Consider the following 11,975-nt stretch of genomic DNA (forward strand, 5'->3'; position numbering starts at 1 on the left):
TCCGGCTTAGTCTTTAATATCCGGGAAAAGCCCGGACAGGGCGCGAACGGCGTCGTCATAGCCGCTGCGCTCGTGGATCGCCTGGTGAAGGAACGCCTCCAGCGACGGATATTTTTCGATTGCCCGATCCAGCATCGCGTCGCTGCCCTTCACGTACGCCCCCACGCTAACCAGATCGCGGTTGCGCTGATACGCGGAAAGGAGCTGTTTGAAACGCTGCACCCGGCGGTACTGGGCGTGCGGGATCAGCTCGGTCATGGCGCGGCTGATCGAAGCTTCAATGTCGATAGCCGGATAGTGCCCCGCCTCGGCAAGGCGACGCGACAGCACGATGTGGCCGTCGAGGATCGCCCGCGCGGAGTCGGCAATCGGATCCTGCTGGTCGTCCCCTTCCGTCAGGACGGTATAAAACGCGGTGATGGAGCCGCCGCCCTTCACGCCGTTCCCGGTACGCTCGACCAGCGCAGGCAGCCGGGCAAAGACTGACGGCGGGTAGCCTTTGGTGGCGGGCGGTTCGCCAATGGCCAGCGCCACTTCTCGCTGCGCCATGGCGTAGCGCGTCAGGGAGTCCATGATCAGCAGCACGTTGAGGCCGCGCTCGCGAAAATCTTCCGCGATGCGCGTCGCGTAAACGGCCCCCTGCATACGCAAAATAGGCGAAACGTCTGCCGGGGCGGCAATAACCACCGCCCGCGCCAGCCCCTGCTCGCCAAGGATGTTCTCAATAAAGTCTTTTACCTCGCGGCCGCGCTCGCCGATCAGCCCCACCACAATCACGTCCGCGGTGGTAAAGCGGGCCATCATGCCGAGCAGCACGCTTTTCCCGACGCCGGAGCCGGCGAACAGGCCCATACGCTGCCCGCGCCCCACCGTCAGCAGACCGTTGATGGCGCGCACGCCGACGTCGAGCACGGTTTTGATCGGGTCGCGGTGCAGCGGGTTAAGCGTTGGCGTGAACAATCCGGCGGCCGGTTTGCCCGGCGCGGGACGGCCATCCAATGGACGGCCCTGCGCATCCAGCACGCGGCCCAGCAGATGCGGGCCAACGGGCAGTTGTTTACCGGCGTGGCAGTCGCCCTGCAGCGCGTAAATGCGCGCCCCCGGCAGAATGCCGTCGACGTGCTCCAGCGGCATCAGGAACAGCGTCTGACCGTTGAAGCCGACCACTTCGCTTTCGACCGGGATAATGCCCTGCTCCGTCTGGCGCTCAACGATGCACAGCGCGCCGATGGGCAGCTTCAGGCCGACGGCCTCCATCACCAGCCCGGTGGCGCGCGTCAGCTTGCCGTACTGGCGAAAATCAGGCACCTGCGTAAGTTTTTCCTCGACCCGGTCGAGGGCAGAGAGCCACGTTTTTAGCTGCTGGCTCATTGCGAGAGCTCCTCGCGCGCCAGCTGGCAGAGCACCTGCCAGCGGGTTTCCATGCTGGCATCGACCTCCACGTCTGGGGAGAACACCCGGCAGCCCCCGGCGGCCAGGCTGGTGTCGCGGTGCAGCTCCCAGCCCATCGCGGCAAGCGTTTCACCCAGCGCCGCCTGCACCGAAGCAAACGCCTCCTGGCTGACATACAACTGAATGGTGCCGTGCAGCAGCGCGTCCTGCTGCATCAGGCTGCGGATCTGCGTAAGCAACGCCTGGTTATCCGCCACGCGGGTCGAACCATAGAGCTGATGCACTGCCGTCAGCGAAAGCTGCACCAGACGAGCCGGAACCAGCCCTTCGAGGTTTTCCAGCGCCAGCTTAAAGTTGCTGACCCATACTTCTGCTTCGCGCAGCAGCGCCTGCTGCTCCACGCGCGCCTGCTCGACGCCCTGGGCGAACCCGGCGTCACGTCCCTCTTTCAGCCCCGCCTCATAGCCTTGTTTGCGGCCCTCTTCCTGGCCCTGCTGCTGTCCCTGGGCAAACCCCTGCTGCTCCGCCTGCTTGCGCAGACGCGCCAGCTCGGCTTTCAGCTGCGCTTCGGACTGAGCGTTGTCCATCGTCGGCAGCGGGGTGTCTATCGGTTCGCCCAACAGGTTTTCCGGCTGCCAGGCGCGCCACCCGGCCGCGTTATGTTCATCAAACGTAGGCATCGTCGCTGCCTCCAATCAGGATTTCGCCAGATTCGGCCAGGCGACGCACCACGTTGAGGATGGTCTTCTGTTCGGCTTCGACCTGCGACAGGCGCACCGGACCACGGGAGGCCAGATCGTCGGTCATCAGCTCTGCCTGACGACGGGACATGTTGCGGAAGAACTTCATGCGCAGCGGCTCGTCGGCCCCTTTCAGGGCGATGATCAGCGTTTCGCTCTCGATCTCCTGCAGCAGACGCTGGATGCTTCTGTCTTCCACTTCCACCAGGTTTTCGAACAGGAACATCTCGTCGATAATTTTCTGCGCCAGCTCGCCGTCGAACTCACGTACCGCCTCGATGGCCGACTCTTCCTGGTGAGATTTCATCAGGTTAAGGATCTCGGCCGCAGGGCGGACGCCGCCCATCTTGCTGCGCTTGAGGTTCTGACCGTGCAGCAGGTTATTCAGCACTTCCGTCAGCTCCTGCAGCGCGGCTGGCTGTACGCCGCCAAAGGTGGCGATACGCAGCATGATGTCGTTACGTTCGCGATCGTCGAATTTACCCAGCACGTCCGCCGCCTGGTTACGCTTAAGATGTACCAGGATGGTGGCGATGATCTGCGGATGCTCTTCGCGGATAAGATCAAACACCGCCTGCGGATCCATGAAGTTGAGCGTTTCAATACCGTTGGTACCCTGATGGGTATCCAGCAGATCTTCCAGCAGCGACGAGGCGCGCTCTTCGCCCAGCGCCTTGACCAGCACGCTGCGCAGATAATCGTTGGTGTTAAGGCTGAGCGCGGCATATTCGCTGGAGTCTTTCTTAAACTCCTCCAGCACCATCGCCATCTGGTCGTGGGTAAAGCCCGCCATGTTGACCATCGAGGCACTGATCTGTTTCACCTCGTGGGCGTTAAGGTGTTTGAACACCTCTGCCGCCAGGACATCTCCCAGCGTCAGCATGACAATGGCGCTTTTTTCTGAGGCATTCATTATTTCGGCTCCTTACTCATCCACTGGCGGATCACGAGGGCGATAACGCGCGGTTCCTGCTCTGCAAGCTCACGCAGCTGTTGACCATTGATTTCCGTGTCCACACGCTGCTGGGCGCGGTCGTGGTTGTTTTTCTCTGCGGCACGTTTTTTCGCTGCAATCGCTTCCTCCCGCGCCTCTTTCTCCATCTCCAGACGACGGATAGTGGTCTCCTGGTGGCGGTTCCAGGCTGGCTGCACCAGCTTGCGCCACATGACCCAGGCGATAATCGCAATCACCAGGTAGCGGGCGATAGCCATCAGCAGCGCGTAGAAACGGTCCTGCTCCCAGAATGGCGGCACCGGCGTTTCCACCACGCCGTTAAACGCGGCGTTAAGAATATTGACGCTGTCACCGCGCGCGGCGTTATAGCCGATGGCCTCTTTGACCAGCGCGTTGATGCGGGTCAGCTCGGCCTCGTTAATGGGTCCCGGCTTGCCCTCTTCCCCCTGCGGCAGGTGGTTAATCACCACCGCGACCGACAGTCTCTGGATACGTCCGGCATTGGATTTGGTGTGGATCAGGGTGCGATCCACCTCAAAGTTGGTAGTCTCATCGCTGCGGTTGTTGTACGGCTGTGCAGGCTCACGGTTCGCACTGTTGCCGGTGGTTTTCTCTTTTTTGTCATCTACCGGGGTATTAAGCGGCTGGGTCAGCGGTGCGGTGGCCGGTGCGGGTGGCGTATTGCTTAACGCTCCCGGCACGCCGCCCGCGCCACGTCGATTACCCTGCTCTGAGAGGCTCGCCTGACGGCTGCGGATCGCCATTTTTTCAGGATCGCTGTTCGGCTGATACTGCTCCTGGGTCTGCTCCTGCTCGGTGAAGTCAATCTGCGCCGTCACCTGGGCGCGGATGTTTTCATCGCCCACCAGCGGGGCCAGAATGCGCTGAATACGCTGCTGGTAGTCGCTCTCGATTTCATTGGTGTACTTCAGGTGCGCCGTCTGCAAGCCGCGCAGGCCGCTCTGGGTCAGCAGGTTGCCGCGCTGGTCGACAATGGTAACGCTCTCTGCCGCGAGCCCGGTCACCGCGCTGGAGATAAGATGGGTGATGGCCACCACCTGGCTGTCGTCAAGGGTGCGGCCCTGCAGCAGGTTAACGGTGACGGACGCGGTCGGCTTTTTCTGCTCGCGGACAAACATCGACGGTTTCGGCGTGGCCAGATGCACGCGCGCGCTCTGGATCGGCCCAAGATTTTCAATGGTGCGCGCCAGCTCGCCCTCCAGGGCACGCTGGTAGTTCACCTGCTCGGTAAACTGGCTGACGCCAAACTTCTCCTGATCGAGCAGTTCAAAACCCACGCCTCCGCCTTTCGGCAGCCCCTGCTGGGCCAGCTTCATGCGCACCTCGTGCACCTGCGAGGCTGGCACCATGATGACGCCGCCCGGCGTGTCGATGCGATAAGGCACGTTGAGCTGCGACAGTTGCGCAACAATCGCGCCGCCCTCTTCATCACTGATATTGCTGAACAGCACCCGGTAATCCGGCTCCTTTGCCCAGAACATTAACGCGATGACGACGGAAAGCGCCGCCGCGCCGCAAATCACCAGCAAAAGCTTTGGGCTGCTGCGAAGTGAGGACAGTATTGATTTAATTCGCTCTGCCGGGTTGTTGGTTAAATCATTTTGTGTGGCACTCATGCCGTATTCCTGTATGAAATAGCACGCATTCACGATGCGCGTCAGCTCACGAAATTCGCGAGAGTGATGTCGACGATTTCAACAATATAAGAATTTTTCAGGCGGGCATTATCGTCTGAAAGGCGTTTTTTTTAAGGATAAATAAGCTCAAAGTTCTGTCGGCTTATTGGATTTTCTGAGGTTTTTATTCGCGTGGTAAGCTGTCGACGTTTAAAAGATGTGCAACACACAGCAGTTTTTATTTCATTTACCAGGAATTGAACATGTCAGCAACATTAATGCATGGCGTACTCGATCAAATTCAGCGTCAGGCGCAGCTGGTCGGCGGGTCAACGACTCGTCTCCAGACCTCGCGCGGTGAAACGCCCTCTTTTTCTGACGTTTTATTTAACAGCATTAACGAAATAAATAAAACGCAGGTCGACGCGAAGAGCAAAACACAGCAGTGGATGTCTGGAAGCCAGGATATTGCCCTGAATGACGTGATGCTGGCGATGCAGAAGTCTTCTATTTCATTCAGCTTTGGTATGCAGGCGCGAAATAAAATGATCGGCGCGTATCAGGAAATAATGAATACACCGGTTTAAGGTCTGCTCCTATTCTATGAGTGAAATTATCAGCACGTCTGCACGCTTATCCCTAAATACGCTTTCTCTGACCGACAGCGAATTACAGCGTGTAGGGAAATTAATCTATAAGCGCGCCGGCATTGTCGTCAACGCGCAAAAAAGAGAGATGATTTTTAATCGCCTCTCCCGTCGCGTGCGCACGCTGGGGCTTGCCACGTTCAGCGAGTATATCGGCCTTCTTGAGTCGCACTCTGAGCACCCGGAATGGCAGAACTTTATTAACGCGCTAACGACCAATCTGACCTCCTTTTTCCGCGAGGCGTATCACTTCCCGATCCTCGCGGAGCATGCGCGCCAGCGGGCGTCGGGCTATCGCGTCTGGTGCACCGCGGCATCAACGGGCGAAGAGCCCTGCTCTATCGCCATGACGCTGCACGAGCAGCTGGGCGCGTCGGTGGCCGGGCCGCGCATCTGGGCGTCGGATATCGACACAGAGGTGCTGGCAAAAGCGGAAGCAGGCGTTTACCGGCTGAGCGATCTGGACGCGCTGACCCTGGCGCAAAAGCGTCACTTCTTTCTGCGCGGCACCGGCGACAACAGCGAGTGGGTAAAAGCCAGACGGGAACTGCTGTGCGCCATTCACTATCAGCAGCTCAATCTGCTGGATGAGAAGTGGTCCGTACCGGGGCCGTTTGACGCCATTTTCTGCCGCAACGTGATGATTTATTTCGACGCGCCGACCCAGCAGCGCCTGCTGCAGCGCTTTGCGCGCCTGCTTAAGCCGGGCGGCCTGCTGTTTGTGGGCCATTCGGAACACTTTAACCACGCCCATATTCCGCTGCGCCTGCGCGGGCAATCGGTGTATGAACTGACGGAGGCCACACGGTGAAGGCGATTCGTGTGCTGGCGGTCGATGATTCTGCCCTGATGCGCAACATGCTCAGCGCGGTGGTCAATCAGCAGCCTGATATGGAAATGGTCGGTACGGCGCCGGACGCGCTTATCGCGCGCGAGCTGATTAAACAGATCAACCCGGACGTGCTGACCCTGGATATCGACATGCCGCGGATGGACGGGCTGGAGTTTCTCTCCCGCCTGATGCGCCTGCGCCCGATGCCGGTCATCATGATCTCCTCCCTGACCACCCGCGGCTCGAAAGCCACCATGACCGCGCTGGAGCACGGCGCGGTCGATTTTCTGCCCAAGCCGGAACTGCGTGGGGCAGAGAATATCGACAGCTGGAGCCAGATGGTGGTGGAGAAGATCCGCGTCGCCGCGCGGGCAAAGCTGGCGCAGCACAGTCCCGTTACCCGCCCGGTCCTTGCCGGTATTCCCGTGCGTCAGCAGAGCATCATCGCCATTGGCGCGTCAACGGGCGGAACGGAGGCGCTGCGTCGGGTATTGATGCCATTACCGGTCAGTACGCCGGGGATTGTCATCGCTCAGCACATGCCTGCCGGTTTCACCCGCTCTTTCGCCCAGCGTCTCGACTCGCTGTGCCAGATTACCGTGCGTGAGGCGCAGGATGGCGAGCCGGTGCGCCCGGGTTGCGCCCTGATAGCGCCGGGTGACAGCCATATGGAGATCGTCAGCCAGGACAACGGCTACCGGGTCAGGCTCAGCGATGCCCCACCGGTGAATCGCCATCGGCCTTCCGTGGACGTGCTGTTTGACTCCGTGGCGCGTCAGGCCAGCAAACACGCCAGCGCCGCCCTGTTGACCGGCATGGGCGCGGACGGTGCGCGCGGCCTGCTGCATCTGCGCCAGACGGGCGCTTTTACCCTCGCGCAGAGCGAAGCCACCTGCGTGGTGTTCGGGATGCCCCGCGAGGCCATTGCCCTGGGCGCGGCGCGAAAAGTTGTCGACCTTGACGACATTAGCCAGTGCCTGCTCGACAGTTTTCACGCTAAACACTCTTCAAAAACCGACTCACGACGTTCAGGAGATACCCCACATGTCGGATAAAAATTTGCGTTTTCTGGTGGTCGACGACTTCGCCACCATGCGACGCATCGTACGCAACCTGCTGCAGGATCTGGGTTACAAGCACATTGACGAGGCCGAAGACGGCCAGGACGCGCTTAACAAACTGCGCGCCGGTGGCTTCGATTTCGTCGTCAGCGACTGGAATATGCCAAATGTCGACGGGCTGGAGCTGCTGAAAACCATCCGCAGCGATGCGGCGATGTCCAGACTGCCGGTCCTGATGGTGACCGCAGAAGCGAAGAAAGAGAACATCATCGCCGCTGCTCAGGCGGGTGCGAATGGTTACATCGTTAAGCCGTTCACCGCTGCCACGCTGGAAGAAAAGCTCGGCAAAATCTTTGAAAAACTCGGGTAACCCCTATGAACACCCCGTTAAACATGCAGGCGGATAACGCCACAGAGATTTTCGTTCGCATCGGCCAGCTGACCCGTCTGCTGCGCGACAGCATGGCCAACCTCGGTCTGGAACAGGCCATCATGGAGGTGGCAGACGCCTTTCCGAACACCCGTGACCGCCTGAACTACGTGGTCGGCAAGACCTCTCAGGCCGCCGACCGCGCGCTGACCAGCGTTGAAGTGGCGCGCCCCTTACAGGAAGGGCTGAGCGATAACGCCACCGCGCTGAGCACGCGCTGGGATGCCTGGTTTGAAAACCCGCAGCCGCTGGACGAGGCCCGCGAGCTAGTCAAAGCCACCCGCGCCTTCCTGCACGACGTGCCGGAGAAGACCCAGCAGACCAACCGCCAGCTGACCGAAATCATGATGGCGCAGGACTTTCAGGATCTCACCGGTCAGGTGCTGCAAAGCCTGATGCACGTCATTGAGACCGTCGAGAAAGAGCTTATCAGCGTGCTGGTGGAAAACATGAGCGAGCGCGATGTGATTGCCGAAACGGGCGACGCGCACCTGAAAAATGGTCCGCAAATCGATACCCGCGCCGAGGGGATCGTCGCCTCTCAGGAGCAGGTTGACGATCTGCTGGAGTCTCTCGGCTTCTAATCCCGCCGGGCGAAGGGTATGTCAGAACAAAACGACAGCGAAAAAACAGAAGACCCGACACCCCACCGAAAGCAAAAAGCGCGTGAAGAGGGACAGGTTCCCCGCTCGCGCGAGCTGACGAGCCTCCTGATGCTGCTGGCAGGCTGGGGGTTAATTATGGTGGCGGGCGGATGGCTGGCAAAACAGCTGCAGCACCTGCTGCACAACGGTTTAACGTTCGACCGGCTGTTAGTCAGCGACCCGCAGCAGATGCTGCACCATGCCGCATCGCTGTTGGGGATCGCCTTCCTGGCGCTGCTGCCGTTCGTCGGCGGGCTGTTTCTCACCGCCGTCGCCACGCCGTCGCTGATTGGCGGCCTGAATATGAGCGCCAAGGCCCTCAAATTTAACGTCAAAAAGCTCAACCCGATCAGCGGCATCAAGCGCCTGTTTTCCGCGCAGATGGTGTCGGAGATGGTGAAGAGCATTCTGAAGGTGGTGCTGGCGGCGGTCGGCGGCGGGCTGTTTTTGTGGTTCAACAAAGCGAAGTTCATCAGCCTGATGTATGAACCGCTCGGCATGGCGCTGGGCGATATCAGTACCCTGCTGCTGGGCTGCATGCTGGCCATTATTCTATCGCTGATCCCGATGGTGGCGTTCGACGTGGTTTACCAGCTCTGGAGCAACTTTAAAAAGCTGCGCATGAGCCTGAAGGAAATCAAAGACGAATTCAAAAATCAGGAAGGCGACCCGCTGATCAAAAGCAAGTTTCGCCAGCTGCAGCGGCAAATGGCGCAGCAGCGAATGATGACGGATGTTCCCACCGCCGATGTGGTGGTGAATAACCCGACCCACTATTCGGTAGCTCTGAAGTACCAGGAAGGCGCCATGGGAGCACCGATGGTGGTCGCCAGCGGTAGCGGGCTGATTGCCCTGCGCATCCGCGAGCTGGCCGAAGAGAACCGGGTTCCCATGCTTGAGGCGCCGCCGCTGGCGCGCGCCCTGTATCGCCATTGCGACCCCGGCACGCCGGTTCCCGCCGAGCTCTATAGCGCGGTGGCGGAAGTGCTGGCCTGGGTTTATGGCCTTAAGCGCTGGCGCAAGGGCTATGGCCTGCGTCCGCTGACACCTAAAGATCTTCCCGTTCCGGCGGGGATGGATTTTGCACAAGAGAGTAGAGAGTGATGGCCAATATCGCCACCAGATTACGATTACCCAACATGAAGGAAACCCAGTGGCAGGTGCTGGCCGGGCCGGTGCTGATCATGACCATCCTGGCGATGATGATCCTGCCGCTGCCGACCTTCGTGCTGGACCTGCTGTTTACCTTCAACATCGTGCTGTCGATCATGATCCTGCTGGTCGCCATGTTTACCCAGAACACGCTGGAGTTTTCCGCGTTTCCGACGGTGCTGCTGTTCTCCACCCTGCTGCGTCTGGCGCTTAACGTCGCCTCCACGCGCGTGATCCTGATGAACGGGCATACCGGCTCGGAAGCGGCGGGACAGGTGGTTGAAGCCTTCGGCCACTTCCTGGTGGGCGGCAATTTCGCCATCGGTATCATCGTGTTCATCATCCTGATCATCATTAACTTTATGGTGATCACCAAGGGTGCGGGCCGTATTGCGGAAGTGGGCGCACGCTTTTCTCTCGACGGGATGCCGGGCAAGCAGATGGCGATTGACGCCGATCTCAATGCCGGGCTGATCGGCGAAGAGGAAGCCAAGCGCCGCCGTAAAGAGGTGACGCAGGAGGCGGACTTCTACGGCTCAATGGACGGCGCGAGCAAGTTTGTGCGCGGCGATGCCATCGCCGGGCTGCTGATTATGGCGATCAACATTATTGGTGGCCTGGTCATCGGCGTGATGCAGCACGACATGTCTGCGGGCGTGGCCGGTGAAACCTATACGCTGCTGACCATCGGTGACGGTCTGGTGGCGCAGATCCCGGGGCTGGTGATCTCCACCGCCGCCGGCGTGGTGGTGACCCGCGTCGCCAACGATCAGGACGTGGGCGAGCAGATGGTAGGCCAGCTGTTTACCTCGCCGCGCGTGATTGTGCTGGCGGCGGGCGTGATTGGCCTGCTGGGGCTGATCCCCGGCATGCCTAACTTCGTCTTCCTGCTGTTTACCGCCACGCTGCTGGGCGTCGCCTGGTGGTTGCGCGGTCGCGAAGGTGAAACGAAAAATACCGCCGGCGCACAGGCAGATGCCGATGCGCTGGAAGCCGACGTGGCGAAGGTGAACGAAGCCACCTGGTCTGACGTTCAGATGGAAGATACCCTGGGTCTGGAAGTGGGTTACCGTCTGATCCCGATGGTGGATCACGAACAGCAGGGCCAGTTGCTGACCCGCGTGCGCGGCATCCGCAAGAAGTTCGCCCAGCAGATGGGGTTCCTTCCCCCTGCCGTGCACATTCGCGACAACCTCGATCTGGCGCCAACGCACTATCGTATTTTGCTTAAAGGGGTCACGATTGGGTCAGGCGACGTTCAGCCGGACCGCTGGATGGCGATCAACCCCGGCTGCGCAGAAGGTGAAGTTCCCGGCACGCCGTGCACCGAGCCGACCTTTGGTCTGCCTGCTCTGTGGATTGACGAAGTCCACCGCGAACTGGCGCAGACGCTGGGCTACACGGTGGTTGACCCGAGTTCAGTGGTGGCAACGCACCTTAACCATTTGATGAGCATCCATACCGAGGAGCTGTTTGGCCGTCAGGAGGCGCAGCTGCTGCTGGATCAGATCACCAAACACTCGCCGAAGCTGGTGGAGGATCTGATCCCGGCGGTCATCAGCCTGACCACCCTGCACAAGGTGCTGCAGAACCTGCTAGCCGAGCGCGTGCCGATCCGCGATATGCGCACCATCATCGATACCCTGGCGGAGTTTGCCACCGCCCAGAGCGACGCCGATGAGCTGACCACCCGCGTGCGGGCGCGTCTCTCCCGGGCGATTACCCAGCAGTGGTTCCCGGGCGAGGACGATATTCAGCTGATTGGCCTGGATCTCTCCCTGGAGCAGCTGTTGGTCCAGGCGACCCAGAGCGGCAGCGCGATTGAACCGGGGATTGCCGAAAACCTGATGAAGCAGACCGAACAGGCGCTGCAGCACCAGGAAGGCTTAGGCGCGCCGCCGGTGCTGCTGGTGAACCCGGCCCTGCGTCTGATGCTCTCGCGCTACCTGCGCCGCATCTTCCCGCAGCTAGCCGTGCTTTCCAGCCAGGAGATCAATACCCAGCGCAACGTGCGGATGACGTATCTGATTGGAGGTAAAGGATGATGCGTGCAGCGCTTGCGCTGCTTCTGGTTTCGCCGCTGGCCGTTGCGGCGGACGGCTCCTGGAGCAGCAGCAGCTTTGGCGGCACGATGACTCTGGGTCAGCAGGTGCTGAAGAGTAAACCGGTGCAAAGCCCCTCCCCCCTGCCCGCGGGGGCCGTGGCCTCTCGCGTACACTGGAAGATTAAAACCCACGGCCTCACGCCTGTTGGTTTTCGCATTCGCCTGTGCAGCGCCGCGCGCTGCCTGACCTTGCCCGACGTTGTCGGAGAGATGACGCTGCCAGCGGGTATGCCAGCAGGCGGGCCGTTTCGTTTCGAGTATTATTCTGTGGCGGGTGGGCGTCTTGACGCCCCGTTAACCGTGCTGAGTAATCAGGTCACGGTGAGTTATCGTCATCGGGGTTAACCGCGTGCATGACCGGTCAACCGGTCATGCACGCTG

At 60.4% G+C, this 11,975-nt stretch carries 12 protein-coding genes; 8 read left to right on the forward strand and 4 right to left on the reverse strand.

Features of this window, described 5'->3' with window-relative positions; all coding sequences use genetic code 11:
• Window positions 1–6: 6 nt before the first annotated feature.
• The 4 genes from fliI to fliF are packed head-to-tail and all read right to left on the reverse strand — an operon-like array spanning window position 7 to window position 4,724.
• Window positions 7–1,371, reverse strand: coding sequence for a flagellar protein export ATPase FliI (gene fliI / locus ABR39_RS05205; protein ID WP_047346053.1), 1,365 nt, complete (start codon window positions 1,369–1,371; stop codon window positions 7–9).
• A complete protein-coding gene (locus ABR39_RS05210; protein ID WP_047346054.1) occupies window positions 1,368–2,072 on the reverse strand; it encodes a flagellar assembly protein FliH in 705 nt (234 codons plus the stop codon). Before ABR39_RS05210 ends, fliI begins: the two co-directional genes overlap by 4 nt.
• Window positions 2,059–3,045, reverse strand: a complete 987-nt coding sequence (fliG, locus tag ABR39_RS05215) for a flagellar motor switch protein FliG (RefSeq protein ID WP_047346055.1) — start codon at window positions 3,043–3,045, stop codon at window positions 2,059–2,061. The genes ABR39_RS05210 and fliG overlap by 14 nt, the downstream gene beginning before the upstream one ends.
• Window positions 3,045–4,724: a flagellar basal-body MS-ring/collar protein FliF gene (gene fliF, locus ABR39_RS05220; RefSeq protein ID WP_047346056.1), complete on the reverse strand. Its 1,680-nt coding sequence runs from the start codon at window positions 4,722–4,724 to the stop codon at window positions 3,045–3,047. The genes fliG and fliF overlap by 1 nt, the downstream gene beginning before the upstream one ends.
• Before the next feature lie 263 nt (window positions 4,725–4,987).
• Between fliF and fliE the strand changes: the two genes are divergently transcribed.
• From fliE to ABR39_RS05260, 8 genes are read left to right on the forward strand one after another with little or no spacing between them, the layout of a single operon-like run.
• The gene (gene fliE, locus ABR39_RS05225) at window positions 4,988–5,311 is read left to right on the forward strand and encodes a flagellar hook-basal body complex protein FliE (RefSeq protein WP_047346057.1); all 324 of its coding nucleotides are present in this window, start codon (window positions 4,988–4,990) and stop codon (window positions 5,309–5,311) included.
• Window positions 5,312–5,327: 16 nt separating this feature from the next.
• Window positions 5,328–6,182 carry a CheR family methyltransferase gene (locus ABR39_RS05230; RefSeq protein WP_047346058.1) on the forward strand — a complete coding sequence of 285 codons (855 nt, stop codon included), beginning with the start codon at window positions 5,328–5,330 and terminating at the stop codon, window positions 6,180–6,182.
• Window positions 6,179–7,258: a protein-glutamate methylesterase/protein-glutamine glutaminase gene (locus tag ABR39_RS05235; protein WP_072059216.1), complete on the forward strand. Its 1,080-nt coding sequence runs from the start codon at window positions 6,179–6,181 to the stop codon at window positions 7,256–7,258. The genes ABR39_RS05230 and ABR39_RS05235 overlap by 4 nt, the downstream gene beginning before the upstream one ends.
• The gene (gene cheY, locus ABR39_RS05240) at window positions 7,248–7,634 is read left to right on the forward strand and encodes a chemotaxis response regulator CheY (RefSeq protein WP_047346059.1); all 387 of its coding nucleotides are present in this window, start codon (window positions 7,248–7,250) and stop codon (window positions 7,632–7,634) included. The genes ABR39_RS05235 and cheY overlap by 11 nt, the downstream gene beginning before the upstream one ends.
• A gap of 5 nt (window positions 7,635–7,639) precedes the next feature.
• Entirely contained in the window at window positions 7,640–8,278 is a 639-nt protein-coding gene (cheZ, locus tag ABR39_RS05245) for a protein phosphatase CheZ (protein WP_047346060.1), read from the forward strand.
• 18 nt (window positions 8,279–8,296) lie between these two features.
• Window positions 8,297–9,442 (forward strand): flagellar biosynthesis protein FlhB, encoded by a 1,146-nt coding sequence (gene flhB / locus ABR39_RS05250; protein WP_047346061.1) that lies wholly within the window; start codon window positions 8,297–8,299, stop codon window positions 9,440–9,442.
• Window positions 9,442–11,535, forward strand: a complete 2,094-nt coding sequence (gene flhA / locus ABR39_RS05255; RefSeq protein ID WP_047346062.1) for a flagellar biosynthesis protein FlhA — start codon at window positions 9,442–9,444, stop codon at window positions 11,533–11,535. The genes flhB and flhA overlap by 1 nt, the downstream gene beginning before the upstream one ends.
• Window positions 11,532–11,939, forward strand: coding sequence for a flagellar protein FlhE (locus ABR39_RS05260; protein WP_082132626.1), 408 nt, complete (start codon window positions 11,532–11,534; stop codon window positions 11,937–11,939). Before flhA ends, ABR39_RS05260 begins: the two co-directional genes overlap by 4 nt.
• Window positions 11,940–11,975 lie beyond the last annotated feature (36 nt).

This window comes from Enterobacter genomosp. O, from assembly GCF_001022965.1.
Classification (GTDB): domain Bacteria; phylum Pseudomonadota; class Gammaproteobacteria; order Enterobacterales; family Enterobacteriaceae; genus Enterobacter; species Enterobacter cloacae_L.

What these genes read in the sequence shown, in the direction of transcription:
- fliI (WP_047346053.1), bottom strand. Translation starts at nt 1,371, where the DNA reads ATGAGCCAGCAGCTAAAAACGTGGCTCTCTGCCCTCGACCGGGTCGAG.
- ABR39_RS05210 (WP_047346054.1), bottom strand. Translation starts at nt 2,072, where the DNA reads ATGCCTACGTTTGATGAACATAACGCGGCCGGGTGGCGCGCCTGGCAG.
- fliG (WP_047346055.1), bottom strand. Translation starts at nt 3,045, where the DNA reads ATGAATGCCTCAGAAAAAAGCGCCATTGTCATGCTGACGCTGGGAGAT.
- fliF (WP_047346056.1), bottom strand. Translation starts at nt 4,724, where the DNA reads ATGAGTGCCACACAAAATGATTTAACCAACAACCCGGCAGAGCGAATT.
- fliE (WP_047346057.1), top strand. Translation starts at nt 4,988, where the DNA reads ATGTCAGCAACATTAATGCATGGCGTACTCGATCAAATTCAGCGTCAG.
- ABR39_RS05230 (WP_047346058.1), top strand. Translation starts at nt 5,328, where the DNA reads ATGAGTGAAATTATCAGCACGTCTGCACGCTTATCCCTAAATACGCTT.
- cheY (WP_047346059.1), top strand. Translation starts at nt 7,248, where the DNA reads ATGTCGGATAAAAATTTGCGTTTTCTGGTGGTCGACGACTTCGCCACC.
- cheZ (WP_047346060.1), top strand. Translation starts at nt 7,640, where the DNA reads ATGAACACCCCGTTAAACATGCAGGCGGATAACGCCACAGAGATTTTC.
- flhB (WP_047346061.1), top strand. Translation starts at nt 8,297, where the DNA reads ATGTCAGAACAAAACGACAGCGAAAAAACAGAAGACCCGACACCCCAC.
- flhA (WP_047346062.1), top strand. Translation starts at nt 9,442, where the DNA reads ATGGCCAATATCGCCACCAGATTACGATTACCCAACATGAAGGAAACC.
- ABR39_RS05260 (WP_082132626.1), top strand. Translation starts at nt 11,532, where the DNA reads ATGATGCGTGCAGCGCTTGCGCTGCTTCTGGTTTCGCCGCTGGCCGTT.